Here is a 21,132-nt window from a genome sequence, read left to right on the forward strand (position 1 = left end):
TGTGAGTGCCCACACAGATTGCTTGATTCAAATTGTTAAAGAGCGACGCAGCTTTTGGCTGCTGCGGGAGTGGCATTCTACTCAACCGCCTTCTCTTGTCAAGCCTTATTTGACGAGGCTTTTTCGAGGCACCGACAGGCTTGTTTGCGTTGCCGCTTGCCCTGTCGATGGAGGCGCATTATAGGGAGCTAACTCGTTCTGGCAAGGAGATAATTGCAAAAAGATGGCTTCCATCGTTCAACCGCTCACAAAGCAACCGTGGTGATGTATTAATGCACGAAAAGGATCTGCAGATTGGTATTCCGGATGCTGTATTAGGCTGGCAGGTTGGCAGATCAAGCTTGTATCAATTTGGCTTTCCCCTGCTGCACAACCATGATGATCGGCTTTCCGCCTTCGGGTAACATAGCGCCCCTTTGCGATTCTCACACTCTTGGGCTTTGGAGAGTTTAATGCCTTTTGCACTTGGCCAGCGTTGGATTAGTGATACAGAGACGGATCTGGGGTTGGGGACTGTCGTTGCTGTTGAAGGACGCATGGTTACCCTGTTGTTTCCGGCTACCGGTGAAAACCGCATGTATGCCAAAGAAGAGGCGCCGGTGACCCGGGTCAGCTTCAATGTGGGCGATCAGATAGCCAGCCACGAAGACTGGACCATGACGGTCGATGAAGTGCAGGAGAAAGATGGCCTGCTTATATATGTAGGTGTTCGCACCGACAATGGTGAGCCGGTTACCCTCAAGGAAGTGTTTCTCAACAACTTCATCAAGTTCAACAAGCCGCAGGATCGCCTGTTCGCCGGCCAGATCGACCGGATGTCCCGCTTTACCCTTCGTTACGAGGCGCTGGTCAACCAGCACCAGCGTCGCCGCAACCCGACTCGCGGTCTGGCTGGCGGGAAAGTCAGTCTGATCCCGCACCAGCTCTACATCGCCCATGAAGTGGGTCACCGCTACGCCCCGCGCGTATTGCTGGCGGACGAGGTGGGTCTGGGCAAGACCATCGAAGCAGGCATGATCATTCACCAGCAACTGCTCTCCGGCCGCGCCCATCGGGTGCTGATCCTGCTGCCCGAAACACTCCAGCACCAGTGGCTGGTCGAGATGCTGCGCCGTTTCAACCTGCACTTCTCCCTGTTTGACGAGGAGCGCTGCATCGAGGCGTTCGCCGATGCAGAGAACCCCTTCGAGACCGAACAGCTGGTGATCTGCAGCCTCGACTTCCTGCGCAAGAAGCGTCGTCGCTTCGAACAGGTGCTGGAAGCCGAGTGGGATCTGCTGGTCGTCGACGAAGCGCACCATCTGGAGTGGAGTGAAGAGGCGCCGAGCCGTGCCTATGAAATGGTGGAAGCGCTGGCCGAACAGGTACCAGGTGTACTGCTGCTGACCGCCACCCCTGATCAGCTGGGCCACCAGAGCCACTTTGCCCGTCTACGCCTGCTCGACCCCGAGCGTTTCTACGACTACGAGGCCTTCCTCGCCGAGGAGCAGGCCTACGGTCAGGTCGCGAGCGCAGCCCAGGAGCTGCTGGATGGCGAGATCCTGAGCAATGAAGCCAAACAAATCCTCGCCAGCCAGCTGGAAGGGCTGGACTTGAGCGATGCGACTGCCCGTCAGCAAGCGGTCGCCAAGCTGCTGGATCAGCATGGCACCGGCCGGGTGCTGTTCCGTAACAGCCGCGCCAATATTCAGGGCTTCCCGGAGCGCCACCTCAACGTCTACCCCATGCCGCTGCCGGAGCAGTACAAGACCGCCATCAAGGTGATGGGTATGATGGGTGGCAATGGCGGCGATCTGCAGACCCGCGCCCTGCGCTACCTCTATCCCGAGAAGATCTTCCAGCAGTTCGAAGGCGACAACGCTACCTGGACCCAGTTCGACCCGCGCGTCGAATGGTTGCTTGAACTGCTGCTCTCAGCCCGTCAGCAGAAGGTGCTGGTGATCTGCTCCGAAGCAGCCACCGCCATCGCGCTGGAGGAGGCACTGCGCACCCGTGAAGGGATCCGTGGCGCCGTGTTCCACGAAGGGATGTCGATCCTCGAGCGGGACAAGGCCTCCGCCTATTTCGCTCAAGCTGAGGGGGGCGCTCAGGTGCTGCTCTGCTCCGAGATCGGCTCAGAAGGTCGCAACTTCCAGTTTGCCAGCCATCTGGTGCTGTTCGATCTGCCCCTCAACCCGGATTTGCTGGAACAGCGTATCGGCCGACTGGACCGTATCGGTCAGCAGAATACCGTCGAGATCCACGTCCCCTATCTGGAAGGGACTGCCCAGCGAGCCCTGCAGCTCTGGTATCACGATGGTCTGGATGCATTCGAGCAGACCTGCCCGACGGCCCGCCCGGTGTTCGAAGCAGTACGTGACGAGCTGTTCGAGCTGCTGGCCGCCAACACCGACGAGCAGGGCCCCCTCGACGCCCTGCTGGTCAAGACCCGCGAACTGCACGAGCCGCTCAAGGCCCGGCTGGAACAGGGGCGCGATCGTCTGCTGGAAATCCACTCCAGCGGTGGCACCGCCGCCCAGCAGCTGGTCGACAAGCTCGCCGCCGAAGATGACGACACCGGCATGATCTCCTTCGCCCTCAAGATGTTCGACGAGATCGGCGTCAACCAGGATGATCGTGGTGAAAATGCGCTGGTGCTGACTCCCGGGGATCACATGCTGGTGCCGAGCTTCCCGGGCCTGCCGCAAGACGGCATGACCATCACCTTCGATCGCAACACCGCCCTGTCGCGGGATGACATGGCGCTGCTCTCCTGGGATCACCCCATGATGCGCGGCGGTATCGACCTGATCCTGGGTTCCGAGATCGGTGCCACCTCGGTCGCACTGCTCAAGAACAAGGCGCTGCCGGTCGGCTCCATCCTGCTTGAGCTGATCTTCGTTGCCGAGTCCGCGGCTCATCCACAGCTCTACCGCTTCATGCCGCCGACGCCGATCCGCCTGCTGATGGACAAGAACGGCCAGAATCTGGGTGAGAAAGTGACATTCGATGCCTTCAACCGCCAGCTGACGCCGGTCAACCGCCACCTCGGCAGCAAGCTGGTGACTGCGTCCCAGCCGGTAATCCATGGTCTGATTGGCAAGGGCCAGGCCATTGCCGAAGAGCTGAAGGCCGGGATTGTCGACAAGGCCCGCGCCCAGATGGCGCAGACCCTGCAGCAGGATCTGGACAGGCTGGAAGCGCTCAAGGCGGTCAACCCGAACGTGCGCGACAGCGAGCTGGATTATCTGCGCAATTTGCAGGCAGAATTGCACCACCTGATCGATCAGACCCAACTCAAGCTGGATGCCATCCGCTTTATTGTGGTTACCCATAACTGATAAAACGGTGCAGGCATCATCTGGTTGCTAACGACCAGACCCAACTCAGGCTGGATGCCATGCACTTCTTATCGTGGTTCCCCATAACTGACAAAACGGTGCAGGCATCATCTGGTTGATAACGACCAGACCCAGCTCAAGCTGGATGCCATGCACTTCTTATCGTGGTTACCCATAACTGATGGGGGCTTGCCCCCGCTTTGACCCAAGATGCGAGACGCTATGTTTGTATACTCCCCGCCCCTGGAACCCTGGCTCGATATCCTGTTCAAGGACAAGGACATCATGGTGGTCAACAAGCCCACTGGCCTGCTGAGCGTCCCCGGGCGCGGCCCCGATAATGAAGACAGCGTGCTCCATCGGGTCAAGCAGCAGCACCCCAAAGCGGCGGCTGCCCATCGCCTCGACATGGCGACCACCGGCGTGCTGGTGATCCCGCTCACCCCCAACTCCCACCGGGAGCTGAGCCGGCAATTCCGAGAGCGGGAGACCGAGAAGCACTACCTCGCCTGGGTGTGGGGTGCACCGGCGCTGGATGCGGGTGAAGTGGATCTGCCGCTCTGCGTCGACTGGCCCAACCGGCCGAAGCAGAAGGTGGATTTTGAGGAGGGGCGTCATGCCCTGACCCTGTGGCAAAAACTGAAGGTGGAGAACGGCAACAGCCTGATCAAGCTGACCCCGATTACCGGTCGCTCCCATCAGTTGCGGGTACACATGCTGGAGCTGGGTCACCCCATCCTCGGCGACAACCTCTACGCCAACCCGGATGCGCTGGCGGCTGCACCGCACCTTTATCTTCATGCTGCCAGCCTGACCATCAGCCACCCCCGCAGCGGCGAGCGGATGACCTTCGAGGCACCGGCCCCTTTCCCGGTCTGAGCCTGACAGGTAACAACCAAATAAAAAGAAAGCCCCCATCGAGAGATGGGGGCTTTTTTATCGCTCAGACGCGGATATCGATCTTGCTTCCGAGGGAAGCGCTGGCCGATGTCGGCGCTGCCGGAGCGGATTGCGCTGCTGTTTCCAGCAGTTTCAGTGCGGATTCGCCTTCCTGGGTCTGCTGCTTTTTGGCCAGGCTGGCCACCATCAGTGCAGAACCGAACGACGCATTTGCAGAACTAGAAATATCCATTGTGTACCTCCTGCCAAGAGACTATCGGCCGGGACCGGTGAGACATGAGCCATATCGTTCAACGCAGATATGCCTTGTCCGGCGAGCGCCGGGCCAACCAGCGCTCTTCCATCTCCAGCAATGTCTGATAGGCCTTTTCAGCATGCTCCGGGCGACTGAACAGATATCCCTGCCCATACAGATGTATGTCGGTCAATGAGCGCAGCACATCGAGCTGCCCCTGGGTCTCGATCCCTTCACATACCAGTTTCTTGCCAAGCATGGAGCCCATACGGCAGATGTTGGCGACCAGTTCGGCCGCCTCAATGGAGGTGTCGATACCCTGGATGAAGGACCTGTCTATCTTCACCTTGCTCACCGGCAGCTTCTGCAGATAGCTGAGGGAGGAGTAGCCGGTGCCGAAGTCGTCAAGGGCCAGATGTACCCCCTGCTGGCTGAGATCCTGCATCAACTGCAGCGAGTTCTTGACCTCGCGCATGGTGGTGTCTTCCGTCACCTCCAGCACCAGGCTGGACGCAGGGATATGGTGCTCCATCAGCGCTCTGGCCACCAGCTTCAACAGGTTGCGCTGGTACATGCCCGGGGAGATGTTCACGCACATCTGCAAGTCCACCAAACCCAGGTGCTGCCACTGATGCAGTTGCTCACATGCGGTATTCAATACCCAACCACCCAGTTTCTCTGCCAGCTGAAACTCTTCCGCCACCTGGATCACCTCGTTGGGCGGGATAAAGCCAAGTTCGGGATGGCGCCAGCGCAGCAGCGCCTCCACGGCTTCACAGCGGCCACTTTCCAGATTGACGATGGGCTGGTAATAGAGCTCGAGCGCATTGTGCTCCAGCGCCATCACCATGTCGGAAGCAAGATGCTTGCGCCTGGCCGTCTCGTTGAGCAGGGAACTGTCATAGATGACATAGGGAACATGGGTCTTGCGGCTGTGAGAAAGGGCCTGCTCCGCCCGGCTGAGCAACTCCTGGGTCTGGTTGCTGTCGGTCGGGAAGAAGGCGATACCAATACCGACCTCAAGCCGGAAAGGGTAGTTGTCGATGATGATGTCTTGCTTGATGGAGTGGAGTACTCTAGCCACGAGCTCCCTGACCTGGCGAAGATCGCTCCCCTCCCGTTGCAGCATGGCAAGCTGATCTCCCCCCAAACGCGCCACCCACTCCCCGTTTTCGCACAGGGCGCGCAGCCGCTTTGCCACCTCTTGCAGCAGAAGGTCCCCTGTGTTGTAGCCAAACTTGCTGTTGATATCGCGAAAGTCGTTGATGTCGACCAGCACCAGTCCGAAGGAGGTGTCACGGGTGACATAGGCATCCATCTTTTCCAGCAGCGCCAGCCGGTTGGCGAGCCCGGTGAGAGGATCGATCCTAGCGGTCCTGAAATGGCGCCTGGCTTCTCGCACCAGCAGGCCGCTGAGCAGAATGACGGACACCACCAGCCCCGACACCATGAACAGCAGGGCATTGCGCAACTGGCCAAAACGCGCGTCGTTGCCCGTATAGACGTTGATGTTGTTCTGCATGACGGAAGCAAGAGAGTAAGAGAGGGGTTCCTGCAAGGGCGCCAGTGTCATCATGACTTGCTGGTAATCCGGCGTCCCCGGTTTGAGCCTGACCAAATCAGGCTCCAGCTTGCGGATACTGCTTTCGGTCAGTTTCACCAGCCGCAGCGTCTTTGGATTGTCCGCGAGGCTTTTTCTCAATTGGCCGCTCAGGAGGATGGGGGTACGACTCCAGAGAATGTCATAGCGGAGCAGCAGGGCTTCCTGGTCTATGCCGCCATAGTGGTAAATCTCGACGGCATTGAGAAAGCGGCCCAGCTCGAGCTGCAACTGCATCAATGCCCAGGAGACGTCATAGGTGTACTTCTCCATCACCCGGGTCGCATTTTGTATCTGCACCAGGCAATAGAGGGTGCTACCCGTGAACAACAGAATGGATAGATAAAGAACGCCGAGTAAGGGCCAGGCCCTGGTCTTCGCTTTCACCCAGTACTCCCGTAAACCACCGTTTTTACTGCTGAATGTCGATCGCACTCAGTTGCCAGATCATCATGTCGGTGAACTCGGAACGCCTGAGTTCGGGATGCTGATCCAGTGGCAGGATAAACCAGAGCGGCCCCTTGTCACGTACCCGCATGGTCATCCCGTCATCCTGCCAGGCCAGGATAGGATCGTATTGCTTGACCTTATCCCAGTTGATCCGGATCTGGAAACTGTTCAGGGCGGTGAGCGTGATGCTCTTGCCGTTGGCCTTCACCTCAGTCAGCACGTCCGCCAGTTTCGGCCCCACGTATTTGTGCGGTTTGTCCACCCAGGGATTGCTCGTCACCACCTCATGCTGCGGCAGCGCCTGGATCATGGCCATATCGAACAGCACCTCTCCATCTGCCGGATCGGCAGGGTCCAGATTCCCCGTCACCTTGAGAATGACCGGCCCCTGTGGTGTCGCCTGCGCCATGCCCGGCAAGGCCAGGGAAAGGAGTAACGGGAGAAGCCCTAAGTATCGCATGTTCACCTCAGATCATTTCACTATCAACAACTTCAGCTTAGTAGCACTAAAAAAAACGGCCCGCAAAAGCGAGCCGTTTGATGACTTGACGGGATTACATCATACCCATACCGCCCATGCCACCCATATCAGGCATGGCAGGTGCATCTTTCTTCGGCAGCTCGGAGATCATGCACTCTGTGGTGATCATCAGGCCAGCGACGGACGAGGCGAACTGCAGGGCAGAACGGGTTACCTTGGTCGGATCCAGGATACCCATGGCCAGCATGTCGCCGTACTGTTCGGTGTAGGCGTTGTAACCGTAGTTGCCTTCACCGTTCTTCACGGCATTGGCGATAACGGAGGCTTCTTCGCCGGCGTTGATGACGATTTGACGCAGCGGGGCTTCCATGGCGCGCAGGGCAACCTTGATGCCGACGTTCTGGTCTTCGTTGTCACCACGCAGGGAGGCCAGCTTGGCAGCAACGCGCACCAGCGCTACACCACCACCGGCAACCACGCCTTCTTCCACGGCTGCGCGAGTGGCGTGCAGGGCATCGTCAACACGGGCTTTCTTCTCTTTCATTTCAACTTCAGTGGCAGCCCCCACCTTGATCACGGCAACACCGCCGGCCAGCTTGGCCACGCGCTCTTGCAGCTTCTCACGGTCGTAATCGGAAGAGGTCTCTTCGATCTGCTGACGGATCTGGGCCACGCGGCTTTCGATCAGGGCAGCATCACCCACGCCATCGATGATGGTGGTGTTCTCTTTGGTGATGACGATGCGCTTGGCACGGCCCAGATCTTCCAGGGTCGCTTTTTCCAGCTCCATGCCCACTTCTTCGGAGATCACGGTACCACCGGTCAGGATGGCGATATCCTGCAGCATGGCCTTGCGGCGATCACCGAAGCCCGGCGCCTTGACGGCGGCCACTTTCACGATGCCACGCATGGTGTTGACCACCAGGGTCGCCAGTGCTTCGCCTTCCACGTCTTCGGCCACGATGATCAGCGGTTTGCCCGCCTTGGCCACACCTTCCAGCACCGGCAGCATTTCGCGGATGTTGGAGACTTTCTTGTCCACCAGCAGGATGAAGGGGTCATCCAGTTCGACGGAGCCGGTTTCCGGCTTGTTCACGAAGTAAGGGGAGAGGTAGCCGCGGTCGAACTGCATGCCTTCTACCACAGCCAGCTCGTCGTCCAGGCCCTGACCGTCTTCCACGGTGATGACGCCGTCACGACCGACCTTGTCCATGGCTTCGGCAATCAGCTTGCCGACCTTCTCGTCGGAGTTGGCGGAGATGGTGCCTACCTGGGCGATGGCATTGTTGTCGGCACAAGGGGTGGACAGAGCTTGCAGCTCGGCAACGGCAGCCACAACGGCCTTGTCGATACCACGCTTCAGATCCATGGGATTCATGCCGGCGGCAACGGCCTTCAGGCCTTCATTGACGATGGCTTGAGCCAGTACGGTGGCAGTGGTGGTACCGTCACCGGCGGCGTCATTGGCCTTGGAGGCGACTTCCTTGACCATCTGGGCACCCATGTTCTGGAACTTGTCTTCCAGTTCGATTTCACGGGCAACGGAGACGCCATCCTTGGTGATGGTCGGGGCGCCGAAGGACTTGTCCAGCACCACGTTGCGGCCTTTCGGGCCCAGGGTCACCTTGACGGCATCGGCCAGGATGTTGACGCCTTCCAGCATTTTGATGCGAGCTTCGTTGCCAAACTTAACTTCTTTAGCTGCCATGTTCTTCAATCCTTAAATCAATTCGGGAAAAGAGGGAGGGTGATTACTCTTCGACAATCGCCAGGATGTCGGTCTCGGACAGGATCAGTACGTCCTGGCCATCCAGCTTTTCGGTCTTCACGCCGTAGCCTTCGTTGAAGATCACCTTGTCACCCACCTTGACGGCCAGTGCTTTGACATCCCCATTGTCCAGAATTCGACCAGTCCCCACGGCAAGAACTTCACCACGGGTGGACTTCTGGGCCGCAGTGCCAGTCAAGACGATGCCGCCAGCGGATTTGGCTTCAGCTTCGATGCGCTTGATGATGACGCGGTCGTGCAGTGGACGAATTTTCATCGATAACTCTCCCAAAATGAGTCTCTGTGTTGCTTGAGGAATGGCCGCAATCGGCCAAATTTGTCATGCCCCTGATCTGGGGCAACAGGGCTAGCCCTTCAAGGGCAAATACAAAAAAAATATTTTCACGTACTATGAATACCTTCGATGGATCACCCATCCCCAATCAGGAAGGCGGATGGAGACGGCCAGCATTCAGGCCCAAAGCACCTAGAGACTCTGCCTTGAGCCGACCCAACCCCATGCTGACCGCCCCCATGACGCCCATGCTGCTGCGCATGACGGGCCCCATGATCCTGGGCATCATCGCTATCCTGGCCTTCAACCTGGTCGATACCTTCTTCATCGGCATGCTGGGTACCCAGGCGCTGGCCGCCATCAGCTTCACCTTCCCGGTCACCTTTGTCGTCACCTCCCTGACCATGGGGCTGGGAGCGGGCCTGTGCGCCCTGCTCGGTCATGCCCTGGGGCAGGGTCGCCATGACGAGGCTGCCCGCATCACCACAGACTGCCTGTTCCTCGCCGTCATCCTGGTGAGTCTGCTTGCCGGACTGGGGGCAATGACCATTACCCCTCTGTTCACCCTGCTGGGGGCCAGCCCCGAGCTCATCTCCCTCATCCACGACTACATGCTCATCTGGTATCTGACCGTCCCCATGCTGGTCGTGCCCATGGTCGGCAATGCGGCTATCCGGACGACGGGGGATACCAAGACCCCCAGTCTGGTGATGGGGGTCGCCGGTCTGGTCAACGGCGTGCTGGATCCTCTGCTCATCTTCGGGCCGGGCCCCTTCCCCGAGTGGGGCATTCGGGGAGCCGCCATCGCCACTTCCCTCTCCTGGTTGATGGCCATGCTGGTCAGCCTCCATCTGCTGCGCAAGCGGGAGACGCTGCTGACCAGGCGCCTCTCTCCCCGCCCTCAGCTGCTGGCCCATTGGCGCGCCCTGCTCCATGTGGCGGTGCCCGCATCGTTTACCAACATGCTCAACCCACTGGCCAACGCCGTGTTGATGATCATTTTCGCCGGGCTCGGAACCGAGGTGGTCGCCGCCTACGGCGCGGCATCCCGGGTCGAGGCCTTGCTGCTCATCGTGATGATGGCGCTCTCTTCCGTGCTGGCCCCCTTCATCTCGCAGAACTGCGGCGCCGGGAATCCGGCCCGAGCCAAGGCCGCCCTGCTGCTCTGCATGCGCTTCGCCCTGCTGTTCCAGCTTGGGGTCTACGTGCTGACCTGGCTTCTCGCCCCCTTCATCGCCGATCTGTTCAGCGATCATCCGCAAGTGGTGCGACTCATCGTGCTCTATCTGCATCTGGTCCCCATTGGCTACGGCTTTCAGGGCATGGTGATGCTGCTGGCCTCGGCCCTCAACGGCGTCAGGGCCTCGGCGGTGTCACTGCTGATAAACGGCATCAGACTGTTTGTCTTCTTGCTGCCAGGGTCCTGGCTGGGGGCAAAACTGGGGGGAGAACAGGGGATTTATCTGGGGATGCTGCTGGCGAACCTGGCCGCCGGATTGCTGGCATGGGGGTATGCCCGCCACAGATTCGAGCGGCTGTGCCATCAGGGGAGATCCTGACGGCACAGCCCGAGGCTCGTGATTACTCTTTGCGTTCGAACTCCCCTTCGATGGTGTTGCCACCCCCTCGCGGGGATTGTCCGGGCCTGTCATCGCCGGGACCCGGCTCGAACGGCTGCTGGCGAGCCTGGAAGCCCCCCATCTGCATCCTGAACTGATTGCTGCCAATCAGCTTGTCGGCCAGCATGTTGCGCAGCCAGGGCTGCAGCAGCAGGATGCCGACAATATCGCTCACAAATCCCGGGATAATCAGCAACAAGCCCGCCAGCGCCAGCATCATGCCACCCATCACCTCGCGGCCGGGCATCTCCCCCAGCTGCATCTTCTGCTGGGCAGTGAGCAGAGTCTTGATCCCCTCGCTGCGCACCAGCGACGATCCCAGCACGGCGGTCAGCACCAGCAAGCCAACGGTCGGCAAGGCCCCGATCACGGAGCCCACCTTGATCATGACGGTGAGCTCCAGCAATACCAGCCCGACCAACAACAGTAACAACTTGCCCATAGCAACCTCGGAGCGATGAATGAATGGACCCGGGGTGTCCGGCCGGCAGCCGCACATCGCTGATGCTGACGCGCCGGGTTCAGGTCTTCTGACATTAAAATGGGGCTGGTTGATCATTTTTCAAGCCTCTCCTGCCGCAGGCCCCGGAATACGGATAAATATTTGTCCGCCCAACTGGGATTGAGGTGGTTGTTCTGTCAAAGTTAATCGCCCGATTGCAATATCTGTTTAATGACCACAAGAAATTTGAGGTTGCCTCAAATTTAGTGATCCAGGTCTAATACCGGATACCTCAATTGGGGTAACATCAACACCAGTCATTGCACAGGGAGCAACTGGCTCCCAACTGCCCCACCCGATGTGTGGTGCTTCAGGATGAAATGTGCGTAGGGAAATCGCGACCACTCGGTGAGGATCGTTTCCATTTATTTGATTTCTGAGGCATAACAATGAGCGACATCAAGAACGTCCGCATTGAAGAAGACCTGCTGGGCACCAAAGAAGTTTCCAACGACCTCTACTACGGCGTGCACACCCTGCGCGCTGTTGAGAACTTCAAGATCAGCACTCAGAAGATTTCTGACGTTCCCGAGTTTGTTCGTGGCATGGTCCTGACCAAGAAGGCGGCTGCACTGGCCAACGGTGAGCTGGGCACCATCCGTCCCGAGATCGCAGACAAGATTGTCGAAGCCTGCGACCTGATGCTGAACACCGGCAAGTGCTTCGATCAGTTCCCGGTCGATGTCTATCAGGGCGGCGCCGGTACCTCCGTCAACATGAACACCAACGAAGTGCTGGCCAACATCGCCCTCGAGCTGATGGGACTTGAAAAGGGTCGCTACGACGTCATCAACCCCAACGATCACGTCAACAAGTGCCAGTCCACCAACGATGCCTACCCCACCGGTTTCCGCGTGGCCGTGGTCAACAGCACCGACACCACCCTGCACGCTCTGGAAGCCCTCATCGCCGCCTTCGATGTCAAAGCCAAGGAATTCAAACATATCCTGAAAATGGGCCGTACCCAGTTGCAGGACGCCGTGCCCATGACCCTGGGTCAGGAGTTCCACGCCTTCGCCGTCACCCTGCGTGAAGAGATCAAATCCATCAAGCGTTGCCAGGAGCTGCTGCTGGAAGTGAACCTGGGCGCCACCGCCATCGGTACCGGTCTGAACACCCCGCCCGAGTACTCCGGTCTTGCCATCAAGCGTCTGGCCGAGATCACCGGTCGTGCCTACGTACCGGCAGAGGACCTCATCGAAGCGACCTCCGACTGTGGCGCCTATGTGATGCTGCACGGTGCGGTCAAGCGCCTGGCCATGAAGCTCTCCAAGATCTGTAATGACCTGCGTCTGCTCTCCTCCGGCCCGCGCACCGCGCTCAAAGAGATCAACCTGCCGGAAATGCAGGCTGGCTCCTCCATCATGCCGGCCAAGGTCAACCCGGTCATTCCGGAAGTGGTCAACCAGTCCTGCTTCAAGGTATTCGGCAACGACGTCACCATCACCTTCGCCGCCGAGGCCGGTCAGCTGCAGCTGAACGTCATGGAGCCGGTGATTGGTCAGGCCATGTTCGAATCCCTGAGCCTGATGGAAAAAGCCTGCATCTCCCTGCGCGAGAAGTGCGTGGAAGGCATCACCGCCAACCCGGACATCTGCATGAACCACGTGCTGAACTCCATCGGCATCGTGACCTACCTGAACCCCTTCATCGGTCACCATGAAGGCGACATCGTCGGCAAGATCTGTGCCCAGACCGGCAAGAACGTCCGCGAAGTCGTGCTGGAACGCGGCCTGCTGACCGCCGAACAGCTGGACGAGATCCTCTCCATCGAGAACCTGATGAACCCGCAATACAAAGCCAAGCGTTACACCCGCGAAGCCACCGTATAAGCGAGCAGATGGGCCGGGGTTATCCCGGCCCATTTAAAGTCAATTCCCGAGCGGTCTCCCCACAGCCCCATCGGGAATTGGCTTTTCAGCCTAATAAAACCTAAAAAAACTGGAAAATGGAGTGTTCGCTATGATTGGAATCGAGTTACTTGTCGTGCTCGCCGCTATCTATCTGGGGGCCCGGATAGGCAGCATAGGTATCGGCTTTGCCGGTGGTCTGGGGGTACTGGTGCTGACCTGGGGGCTGGGCATGCCCATCCCGAGCGATCAGCTGGTGACCTATCTCCCGTGGGACGTGATCATGATCATCGCGTCCGTCATCTGCGCCATCGCCTGTATGCAGCTGGCCGGCGGGATGGATTATCTGGTGCACCTGGCCGAAAAAGCCCTGCGCAAGAATCCCAAGCACATCACCTTCGCCGCGCCGGTCGTCACCTACCTGATGACCATGCTGGCCGGGACCGGTCACACCGCCTTCTCCACCCTGCCGGTGATCGCCGAAGTGGCCAAAGAGCAGGGCATTCGCCCCTCTCGTCCGCTCTCCATCGCGGTCGTTGCCTCCCAGATTGCCATCACCGCCTCCCCCATCTCGGCGGCCGTGGTCGCTTTCTCCGGCATGCTGGAGCCGCTTGGCGTCGACTACCTGACCCTGCTGGCCATCTGCATCCCGTCCAGCTTCATCGCCTGTCTGTTGGGGGCCTTCATCGCCAACCTGCTGGGCAAGCCGCTGGATCAGGACGAAGTCTATCTGGAGCGCAAAGCCAAGGGACTCATCAAGCTGCGCGGTACCAGCCAGGTTGAGATCAAGCCTTATGCCAAGCTCTCCGTCGGCATCTTCGTCGCCTCCATCGTGGCCGTGATGGCCTATGCCACCGCCATCTCCGGCAACGTCGGCCTCATCAGCAGCCCGCCGATCCCCCGCGATGGCGCCATCATGGGCATCATGCTCTCCGCCGCCACCCTGATGGTACTGTTCTGCAAACTGGACGCGGCCCAGATCACCAACATGCCGACCTTCAAGTCCGGTATGTCCGCCTGTATCTGCGTGCTGGGCGTGGCCTGGCTGGGCAACGTCTTCGTGAAGGGCAACATGGTCGAGATCCAGGCGTTCGCTGGCGATCTGCTGAGCCAATACAGCTGGCTGCTGGCCGTGGTGCTGTTCTTCTCCTCCATGCTGCTCTACTCGCAAGGCGCCACCACCAAGGCCCTGATGCCTGCCGCCCTGGCACTGGGTGTCAGCCCGCTGGCGGCCATCGCCTCCTTCGCCGCCGTGAGCGCCCTGTTCGTGCTGCCGACCTACCCGACCCTGCTGGCCGCGGTCGAGATGGACGACACCGGCTCCACCCGCATCGGCAAGGCCGTGTTCAACCACCCCTTCTTCATCCCGGGTGTGGCCACCATCGCCATGGCAGTGGCGCTCGGCTTCTTCTTCGGTGGTCTCATCCTCTGACCGATGAACCACCCCATGCAAAACGGCCCGAACGGGCCGTTTTTTTATGCCCGGCCACCGCCGGGCTCCCATGAAAAAGCCGCTCCCGGGAGCGGCTTTCGTCATCTTGGCGGCATCCTCAGGCCGTGGTCTGGCGGGTACCGAAATAGTCAGCCAGGAAGTCGTCGAACGACAGGCTGTCACTGCGTTCCCGCTCCCGCTGCTTGGCCAGGGAGTCCCGTGCCTCGCCAGCAAAATAGGCCTCGTCCCAGTACTGCAGATCGCCGGCCAGCATCTCTTCCCGGTAGCGGCTCGCCAGCGCATCGCCGAAGCAGCCGTTGTCCTGGCCGCTTGAAAGCAACTGCTTGAGCAGGCGGGCGGAGTAGGTCTGCTCGGGGTCGAGCAGCTTCTCACGGTGCATCGCCAGCGTCTCGCGATAGCGGTTGCGACCACAGCAGCGATCCAGCAGCGCTGCGACCTCGGCCAGCTCGTCGAACAGCTTGAGGCCGTACTCCTTGAGGCCGATGGCATTGCCCTGTTCATCTTCAAGTGTCAGGCCGGGGCGACGCCCCTCCAGCACCACCTTGTTCTGGTTGCGGCGGTTGCGGGCAACCTCGTCATCCGAGAGCACGGGGGACGGGCGCAACAGGCACCAGACCAGGAAGAGATCGAAGAAGCGGATCTGATCCACCTCGATACCGAACGGGGTAAAGGGATTGACGTCCACCGTGCGCAGCTCGATGTATTCGATGCCGCGCTGCTCCAGCGCATCCGAGGGCTTCTCGCCGCTGCGGGGAGTACGCTTGGGGCGGATCGGCGCGTAGAGCTCGTTCTCCAGCTGCAGCACGTTGTCGTTGAGCTGGCGGTACTCGCCGTTTACCTTGACCCCTATCCTGGCGAAGTCGGGATCATGGGTGTTGATGGCTCGGCGCAGACTGCTCACATAGGCCGGCAGGCTGTCATGACTGATCTTGAGCCCCGCCTGGGCGCTGTTGGTGTAACCGAGATCGGACAGGCGCAGAGCCGTGGCATAGGGCAGGTAAAGGGTGCCCTTGCCGGTTTTCTGGAACGGCAGGCTGCTCTTGCGCCCCTTGAGGAAGGAGTCGCAGATGGCAGGAGACGCGCCGAACAGATAGGGCACCAGCCAGCCGAAGCGGTAGACGTTGCGAATAAGCCCCATGTACTTGTCGGAGATGAAGCGCTGGCTGCAGCAGCCCTCTCCCACCAGATCCTGCCACTCGCACCAGAAGCTGTCCGGCATGGAGAAGTTGAAGTGCACCCCGGCGATCACCTGCATCAGGCTGCCGTAGCGGTTCTTCAGCCCCTGGCGATAGAGGGTCTTCATCCGTCCGATGTTGGAACTGCCGTACTGGGCCAGGCGGATGCTCTCCTCGTCACCGACGAAGCAGGGCATGGAGAGGGGCCAGATCCGCTCCTCTCCCAGATGATGAATGGTGTGGCGGTGAATGTCGCCGAGCTGCTCGATCAGGCTCTCGATGGAGTCGGTGGCCGGCGTGATAAACTCCAGCAGGCTCTCGGAGTAATCGGTGGTGATGTTGGCATGGGTCAGGGCCGACCCCAGGCTTCTGGGGTGATCGGTCTGGGCCAGGGTCCCTTCGGGGGTGATGCGCAGACATTCGCGCTCGATCCCGCGCCGGATCCCCTTGAGGGCGGTCACCCGTTCCGGGGTGCCCAGCGCAGCCAGCAACTCGGTGAGCGACAAGCTAGTAGTAGTCATATTCACGGCTCATGTGTGGCCGCCCCACCCGGGGCGGCACTTATTGTTGCGACGCCCCTCAGGGCAGTTGCAGTGGATAGATGGGAAGATGAAGCTCGCTCAGGGGTTTTTCAAGCTTTTGCTTGTCTCCCACCACCACAATCACCATCTCGGCCGGATCCAGCCAGCGGGCTGCACTGGCCTTCAGCGTCTCGGGTGACACCGTTTTGATCAGGTTGTTCTGGGCCTGCACATAGTCCGGCTTCAGGTCGTACATGATCATCTGCAGCAGGAAGCCAGCCTTCTGCCCCAGGGTCTCGTAGGAGAGCGCATCCTGCTGGGAGACGGCGCTGCGCATGTAGGCCAGCTCCACCGGGGTCGGCCCGCTCTTGCGGTAGCCGTCCATCTCCTTGAGGAACTGGCGGATGGCATCCACGGTCGCATCGGTGCGCACATTGGCGCCGGTCGCGAAGATACCCGCCTCGCGGTTGGCCTGGAAGCCCGAGCTGGCACCATAGGTGTAGCCCTTGTCTTCCCGCAGGTTAAGGTTGATGCGGCTGTTGAAGTTGCCACCCAGGTTGAAGTTCATCAGGTTGGCGATGAAATAGTCTCCCGTGGTGTCAAACGGCATGGCGCGGCGGCCGATGCGGATCACCGACTGGGGGGCTCCCGGCTTGTCCACCAGATAGATGCCTGGCTTGGCCTGCTCTCCCCTGGGCTTGAGATCCCCCAGGGTCGGGGCGGCCCCCTGCCACTGGGTCAGGAAGGCGAGACCGGATTCCACCTGCTGGGCAGTCACATCACCTGTCACCACCACCTTGGCATTGGTCGGATTGTAATAGGCCTCATAGAAGCGCTTCACATCCGCCAGGGTCAGCTTCTCCACGTCCGCCAGCACCCCGTCAGAGGGTTGGCCGAGGCGGTTCTGCTTGCCATAGACCAGTTCGCGGAACGCCTGACCCGCCAGCCACTCGGGTTGCTGCTCGCTCTGTTTCATGCCTTGCAGCATCTGGGTCTTGAGCCGCTCGAAGTCCGCTTCCCGCAGGCCGGGTTGCAGCAGCACTTCCCGCACCAGCGCCAGGGTTTCAGGCAGCTTGTCCGCCAGACTGCTGATGGTGATGAGGTTGTTGTACTGGGCGCTGGAGACGCTGATGCTGGCGCCGAGTTTTTGCAGCTCGTCGCTCAGCTCGGCCTCGGAGAGGCGCGTCGTCCCCTGCTCCAGCATGGCGGCGGTGAGGCTGGCCAGCCCCAGCTCTCCCTTGCCTTCGGCCCGGATGCCACCCGGCAGGGCGATCATGATGGAGACGGCCGGGATCTCGTCGCTGTGGGTGCCGATGATATCGATCCCCTTGTCGAGCTTGCCACGCCAGATGGCGGGCACCTTGACGCTCACCGCATCGGCCGCCTTGGGCTGCACGCTGCGATCGAAGTCATCTTTCACCGGCCGCTCGGCCAGCACCTTGTCATGCTTGCTGTAATCCGGCAGCTCCCGCTTGGCGGGAGTGAAGTTCGGGGTCGCGGCCTGCCAGTCGCTCTTGCCCTTGGGCACCACGCTCAGCACCACGGCAGGCTTGTTCTGGATGAACTTGTCGTAGGCAGCCTTGACGTCAGACCCCTTGACCCGGGCGATGGCATCCAGATTCTTGAACACATAGTCGGGATCCCGGGCCAGCACCTGCCCCATGGCAAGCTGGCTGACCTTGCCCTCGATGCTGTCGAGTCCCCAGATGGCGGACGCGCGATAGCTGCTGATGGCCTTCTCCAGATCCGCGGGCTTGATGCCGCGCTGGGCGAACTCGCCGATCACCTTGTCCACCTCGCCCTTGAGGGTCTTGAGGCTGCCATCCGCCGCCGGATTGGGGTAGGCATAGACCGTCAGGGTACAGGCAAGCTCTTCGCAGGAGTGGGAGGCGCCCGCCTCGATGGCCTTGCCGGTTTTCACCAGGGACTGGTAGAGCATGGAGCTGGCAGAGCCCCCCAACACATCGGCAAAGATGTCCAGCGCCGGCTCCTGCGGGTCACCCAGGGAGACGGTCGGATAGCTGATATACAGGAGCGGCAGATGTACCTTGTCTTCCAGCGTCACGTAGCGGGTTGCCGGCAGGGTGGCAGGCTGAGGCGTCGGTTCGGCCACGTCCGGACCGCGCGGGATAGAACCGAAGTACTGTTCAATCCAGGCCAGCGCCTGCTTGGTATCAAAGTCGCCGCCCAGGGTCAGGGTCGCGTTGTTGGGGCCGTACCAGCGCAGGAAGAACTGCTTGAGGTCGTTGACGTCGACCCGGTCGAGATCCTCCACATAACCGATGGGTTGCCAGGAGTAGGGGTGGGTGCGCGGATAGAGTGCCTCCCCCACCCGCTCGCCCACCAGGCCATAAGGCTGGTTGTCGATACGCTGGGCCCGTTCGTTCTTGACGGTGGCGCGCTGGATCTCGAACTTCTTCTGGCTCACCGCATCGAGCAGGAAGCCCATGCGATCCGCCTCCAGCCAGAGCACCTTCTCCAGCTGGTTGGCCGGCACGGTTTCGTAGTAGTTGGTACGGTCCTTGTTGGTGGTGCCGTTCATGTCACCGCCCGCCTCGTTGATGATCCGCATGTGTTCCTGATCACCAACGTGCTTGGAGCCCTGGAACATCATGTGCTCGAAGAAGTGGGCAAAGCCCGACTTGCCCACGGTTTCCCGGGAGGAACCGACGTGATAGGTGACGTCCAGATGCACCAGGGGATCGGAGTGGTCGGGGGCCAGGATCACGGTCAAACCGTTGTCCAGCTTGTACATCTGGTAGGGAATGCCGAGCTTGCCCTCCTGCTTGACCTGCTCGGACACCAGGGTCGGGGCCGCCAGCACGGGAAGGGAGAAGCCCAGCAGCATGCTTAATGGAATGAGTTTGTTCACGGGTACCTCGTGAGTGACAAAAGGGCTAGAAGATCTGACTGGCCAGCAGAAACACCAGGGCATAACGAAGCAATTTGCCGAGCCCGATCAAGATGAGGGAGCGCCAGAAGGAGAGGCGCAGCCAACCAGCCAGCAGACAGAGACCATCGCCGACCACAGGCGTCCAGGCAAGCAGCAGACACCAGTGGCCATGACGTTTGAGCCAACCAAGGGCTTTTTGTTCCCCACGGTCTTGAAAATCTTCCGGTTTTTTCTTGTGGGTGGCGAGCCAGCCGAGCCACCAGGTGGTCATGGAACCCAGGGTATTGCCCAGCGTCGCCCAGAAAAGCAGGCTGGTCATGCTCCACTCCCCCTTGGCCGCCATGGCGCCCAGCAGCACTTCCGAGCTGCCGGGCAACAGGGTGGCGGAGGTGAAGGCGCTCAGAAACAACCCTCCCAGCCCCATCCCGGTGAAGTCTATCATCCGGGCTGGCCGTCTGCGGCGGACATGCGCAGCAACAGCTTGCCGCGCACATGGCCCTGCTCGATGGCCTGATGGGCCAGCGCCCCTTCTGCCAGCGTGTATTCACCAGAGACAGTGATCTTCACCTCCCCCTGGCGAAGCAGCGTCAGCATCTGGGTCAGCTGCGTTCGATCGGGATGGACCAGCATGCCGACAACCTCGACGCCAAGCTCGGCCCCCGCGTCCTTGATCTGCTGGGCCGTGATGGTGGGGACCGTCACCAGACGGCCGCCCGGCTTGACGCAGGCCAGCGCCGCCTTGCCGCTCTCGCCCCCCACCAGATCCAGCACCAGATCGAACGGACCATCGGTGATCGCTTCGGTGCACCACCCGGCCTGGTGGTAATCCACCATCCGGCTCGCCCCGAGACTATGAAGGAAGCTGTGATTGTCGCCGCTTGCCGTGGCAACCACGTGGGCACCATAGGCGGCGGCAAACTGCACCGCCAGGTGGCCGACGCCACCGGCACCGGCCAGGATCAGTACCCGTTGCCCCGACTGCAGGCCACCGTGCTCCAGCAGCCCCTGCCAGGCGGTGAGACCCGCCAGCGGTAGGGCCGCTCCCTGCCTGAGGCTCACCCCATCGAGCTTGACCAGCTCCTCCTCGCGGGCCACCACGGATTCGGCATATGCACCGGCGGCGAGGGGGAAACCCACCATGCCGCACACCTGATCCCCCTCGGCCAGGGAGGTCACGCCGGGCCCCACCTTTTCCACCACGCCGGCCACGTCATAACCCGGCGTCCAGGGCAGGTTGTCCTTGTTCTGGGCGGCCGCCCAGCCGAGACCGGCCCGGGTCTTGGCATCGATGGGGTTGACCCCCGCAAAGCAGATGCGCACCCGGACCTCTCCCTCCGCGGGCACCTTGTCCAGGGAAGGGTTGAGCCTGAGTACCGAGGGGTCGCCGAATGCGGTAATCTGTAGCTGCGTCATTGCACAATCCATCCTGTTGATTGATCAAGGGTCAACAGAATAACAGCGAGGACACCATGGCTCGAATGTTTCTTATTCCTCTGTTGCTGGCCCTGGGGTGGTGGGCGTTTCTGCTCTACTTCCGCATTCCGCTCAAACAGGGGGCCAAGGGCTTTTACTGGATCATCGGCATCGGCGGCGGGCTTGCCGCCTTCCTCAGCCTGATGATGGTGCTCACTCACTAGGGTTCGGGGACAAGGGGGAAGAAGAGAAGATGCTGCATGGACTGAACCATCTCACGCTGGCAACCGGCGATCTCGACAGCAGCGTTGCCTTTTATGTCGACTTGCTGGGATGTCGCCCCAGGGTGAGATGGGCACGGGGAGCCTATCTCACCCTCGGCGATCTCTGGCTCTGTCTCTCCTGCGATCCTCCCCAACCGGCCAGAGATTACAGCCATGTCGCGTTTGGCATCTCGCCTGAACAGTTTCCAGCCTTCTGCGCCCGTCTGCGCGCGGCGGGCGTCGTGGAGTGGAAGAAGAACAGCAGCGAAGGGGATTCACTCTATCTGCTGGATCCCGACGGGCACCGACTGGAAATCCATGCAGGCAACCTGGATAGCCGCCTCGCCTCTCTCAGACAGCAACCCTATGAGGGTCTTATCTGGTTCGACTGAGC

General features: G+C 60.5%; 18 protein-coding genes. 8 read left to right on the forward strand and 10 right to left on the reverse strand.

Annotated features, from left to right (window positions below):
* The first annotated feature begins 149 nt into the window (after window positions 1-149).
* The 3 genes from AB5Y47_RS09560 (at window position 150) to rluA (ending at window position 4,199) form a co-directional block, all read left to right on the forward strand.
* Window positions 150-404 (forward strand): hypothetical protein, encoded by a 255-nt coding sequence (locus AB5Y47_RS09560; RefSeq protein WP_368220192.1) that lies wholly within the window; start codon window positions 150-152, stop codon window positions 402-404.
* Window positions 405-452: 48 nt separating this feature from the next.
* Entirely contained in the window at window positions 453-3,320 is a 2,868-nt protein-coding gene (gene rapA / locus AB5Y47_RS09565; RefSeq protein ID WP_045523292.1) for an RNA polymerase-associated protein RapA, read from the forward strand.
* 222 nt (window positions 3,321-3,542) lie between these two features.
* Window positions 3,543-4,199 (forward strand): bifunctional tRNA pseudouridine(32) synthase/23S rRNA pseudouridine(746) synthase RluA, encoded by a 657-nt coding sequence (gene rluA, locus AB5Y47_RS09570; protein ID WP_045523289.1) that lies wholly within the window; start codon window positions 3,543-3,545, stop codon window positions 4,197-4,199.
* Between the two features lie 64 nt (window positions 4,200-4,263).
* Here rluA and AB5Y47_RS09575 read toward each other — a convergent pair whose 3' ends face one another.
* The 5 genes from AB5Y47_RS09575 to AB5Y47_RS09595 all read right to left on the reverse strand — a co-directional run bounded on the left by AB5Y47_RS09575 (window position 4,264) and on the right by AB5Y47_RS09595 (window position 9,031).
* Complete coding sequence (locus tag AB5Y47_RS09575) at window positions 4,264-4,452, reverse strand: hypothetical protein (protein ID WP_010673139.1); 189 nt, start codon at window positions 4,450-4,452, stop codon at window positions 4,264-4,266.
* A 58-nt stretch (window positions 4,453-4,510) separates the two neighbouring features.
* Window positions 4,511-6,442 carry a bifunctional diguanylate cyclase/phosphodiesterase gene (locus tag AB5Y47_RS09580; protein ID WP_029313817.1) on the reverse strand — a complete coding sequence of 644 codons (1,932 nt, stop codon included), beginning with the start codon at window positions 6,440-6,442 and terminating at the stop codon, window positions 4,511-4,513.
* Between the two features lie 25 nt (window positions 6,443-6,467).
* Window positions 6,468-6,965, reverse strand: coding sequence for a molybdopterin-binding oxidoreductase (locus AB5Y47_RS09585; protein ID WP_029313815.1), 498 nt, complete (start codon window positions 6,963-6,965; stop codon window positions 6,468-6,470).
* 94 nt (window positions 6,966-7,059) lie between these two features.
* Window positions 7,060-8,694 (reverse strand): chaperonin GroEL, encoded by a 1,635-nt coding sequence (gene groL / locus AB5Y47_RS09590; RefSeq protein ID WP_010673136.1) that lies wholly within the window; start codon window positions 8,692-8,694, stop codon window positions 7,060-7,062.
* Between the two features lie 43 nt (window positions 8,695-8,737).
* On the reverse strand, window positions 8,738-9,031 hold the full coding sequence (locus AB5Y47_RS09595; RefSeq protein ID WP_005309514.1) for a co-chaperone GroES: 294 nt from the start codon (window positions 9,029-9,031) through the stop codon (window positions 8,738-8,740).
* Between the two features lie 242 nt (window positions 9,032-9,273).
* Between AB5Y47_RS09595 and AB5Y47_RS09600 the strand changes: the two genes are divergently transcribed.
* On the forward strand, window positions 9,274-10,608 hold the full coding sequence (locus tag AB5Y47_RS09600; protein WP_223917995.1) for an MATE family efflux transporter: 1,335 nt from the start codon (window positions 9,274-9,276) through the stop codon (window positions 10,606-10,608).
* A gap of 22 nt (window positions 10,609-10,630) precedes the next feature.
* Here AB5Y47_RS09600 and AB5Y47_RS09605 read toward each other — a convergent pair whose 3' ends face one another.
* Window positions 10,631-11,110 (reverse strand): FxsA family protein, encoded by a 480-nt coding sequence (locus AB5Y47_RS09605; protein WP_039040009.1) that lies wholly within the window; start codon window positions 11,108-11,110, stop codon window positions 10,631-10,633.
* A gap of 449 nt (window positions 11,111-11,559) precedes the next feature.
* Here AB5Y47_RS09605 and aspA point away from each other — a divergent pair, with 449 nt between their 5' ends.
* The gene (aspA, locus tag AB5Y47_RS09610) at window positions 11,560-13,002 is read left to right on the forward strand and encodes an aspartate ammonia-lyase (RefSeq protein WP_010673133.1); all 1,443 of its coding nucleotides are present in this window, start codon (window positions 11,560-11,562) and stop codon (window positions 13,000-13,002) included.
* Between the two features lie 130 nt (window positions 13,003-13,132).
* Window positions 13,133-14,452 carry an anaerobic C4-dicarboxylate transporter gene (locus AB5Y47_RS09615; protein ID WP_041210978.1) on the forward strand — a complete coding sequence of 440 codons (1,320 nt, stop codon included), beginning with the start codon at window positions 13,133-13,135 and terminating at the stop codon, window positions 14,450-14,452.
* Window positions 14,453-14,570: 118 nt separating this feature from the next.
* On the opposite strand, the gene gshA is transcribed toward AB5Y47_RS09615, so the two are convergent.
* From gshA to AB5Y47_RS09635, 4 genes are read right to left on the reverse strand one after another with little or no spacing between them, the layout of a single operon-like run.
* Entirely contained in the window at window positions 14,571-16,169 is a 1,599-nt protein-coding gene (gene gshA, locus AB5Y47_RS09620) for a glutamate--cysteine ligase (protein WP_049636442.1), read from the reverse strand.
* 58 nt (window positions 16,170-16,227) lie between these two features.
* Window positions 16,228-19,041 (reverse strand): pitrilysin family protein, encoded by a 2,814-nt coding sequence (locus tag AB5Y47_RS09625; protein WP_049636443.1) that lies wholly within the window; start codon window positions 19,039-19,041, stop codon window positions 16,228-16,230.
* Between the two features lie 25 nt (window positions 19,042-19,066).
* Window positions 19,067-19,504, reverse strand: a complete 438-nt coding sequence (locus AB5Y47_RS09630; RefSeq protein ID WP_049636444.1) for a YqaA family protein — start codon at window positions 19,502-19,504, stop codon at window positions 19,067-19,069.
* Window positions 19,501-20,475: an NADP-dependent oxidoreductase gene (locus AB5Y47_RS09635; RefSeq protein ID WP_049636445.1), complete on the reverse strand. Its 975-nt coding sequence runs from the start codon at window positions 20,473-20,475 to the stop codon at window positions 19,501-19,503. Before AB5Y47_RS09635 ends, AB5Y47_RS09630 begins: the two co-directional genes overlap by 4 nt.
* 56 nt (window positions 20,476-20,531) lie before the next feature.
* Here AB5Y47_RS09635 and AB5Y47_RS09640 point away from each other — a divergent pair, with 56 nt between their 5' ends.
* Both AB5Y47_RS09640 and fos read left to right on the forward strand, forming a co-directional pair.
* Window positions 20,532-20,699: a hypothetical protein gene (locus AB5Y47_RS09640; RefSeq protein WP_005308905.1), complete on the forward strand. Its 168-nt coding sequence runs from the start codon at window positions 20,532-20,534 to the stop codon at window positions 20,697-20,699.
* Between the two features lie 29 nt (window positions 20,700-20,728).
* Window positions 20,729-21,130: a fosfomycin resistance glutathione transferase gene (gene fos / locus AB5Y47_RS09645; RefSeq protein WP_039040005.1), complete on the forward strand. Its 402-nt coding sequence runs from the start codon at window positions 20,729-20,731 to the stop codon at window positions 21,128-21,130.
* The last annotated feature ends 2 nt before the right edge of the window (window positions 21,131-21,132 follow it).

This window comes from Aeromonas sp. R7-2 (assembly GCF_040908105.1).
GTDB lineage: Bacteria > Pseudomonadota > Gammaproteobacteria > Enterobacterales > Aeromonadaceae > Aeromonas > Aeromonas caviae.

Excerpts from the sequence above, each read along its gene's own strand:
- AB5Y47_RS09640 (WP_005308905.1), top strand. The coding sequence starts at position 20,532 with ATGGCTCGAATGTTTCTTATTCCTCTGTTGCTGGCCCTGGGGTGGTGG.
- AB5Y47_RS09635 (WP_049636445.1), bottom strand. The coding sequence starts at position 20,475 with ATGACGCAGCTACAGATTACCGCATTCGGCGACCCCTCGGTACTCAGG.
- AB5Y47_RS09615 (WP_041210978.1), top strand. The coding sequence starts at position 13,133 with ATGATTGGAATCGAGTTACTTGTCGTGCTCGCCGCTATCTATCTGGGG.
- AB5Y47_RS09600 (WP_223917995.1), top strand. The coding sequence starts at position 9,274 with ATGCTGACCGCCCCCATGACGCCCATGCTGCTGCGCATGACGGGCCCC.
- AB5Y47_RS09605 (WP_039040009.1), bottom strand. The coding sequence starts at position 11,110 with ATGGGCAAGTTGTTACTGTTGTTGGTCGGGCTGGTATTGCTGGAGCTC.
- groL (WP_010673136.1), bottom strand. The coding sequence starts at position 8,694 with ATGGCAGCTAAAGAAGTTAAGTTTGGCAACGAAGCTCGCATCAAAATG.
- fos (WP_039040005.1), top strand. The coding sequence starts at position 20,729 with ATGCTGCATGGACTGAACCATCTCACGCTGGCAACCGGCGATCTCGAC.
- rapA (WP_045523292.1), top strand. The coding sequence starts at position 453 with ATGCCTTTTGCACTTGGCCAGCGTTGGATTAGTGATACAGAGACGGAT.
- AB5Y47_RS09595 (WP_005309514.1), bottom strand. The coding sequence starts at position 9,031 with ATGAAAATTCGTCCACTGCACGACCGCGTCATCATCAAGCGCATCGAA.
- AB5Y47_RS09585 (WP_029313815.1), bottom strand. The coding sequence starts at position 6,965 with ATGCGATACTTAGGGCTTCTCCCGTTACTCCTTTCCCTGGCCTTGCCG.
- aspA (WP_010673133.1), top strand. The coding sequence starts at position 11,560 with ATGAGCGACATCAAGAACGTCCGCATTGAAGAAGACCTGCTGGGCACC.
- AB5Y47_RS09630 (WP_049636444.1), bottom strand. The coding sequence starts at position 19,504 with ATGATAGACTTCACCGGGATGGGGCTGGGAGGGTTGTTTCTGAGCGCC.
- rluA (WP_045523289.1), top strand. The coding sequence starts at position 3,543 with ATGTTTGTATACTCCCCGCCCCTGGAACCCTGGCTCGATATCCTGTTC.
- gshA (WP_049636442.1), bottom strand. The coding sequence starts at position 16,169 with ATGACTACTACTAGCTTGTCGCTCACCGAGTTGCTGGCTGCGCTGGGC.
- AB5Y47_RS09575 (WP_010673139.1), bottom strand. The coding sequence starts at position 4,452 with ATGGATATTTCTAGTTCTGCAAATGCGTCGTTCGGTTCTGCACTGATG.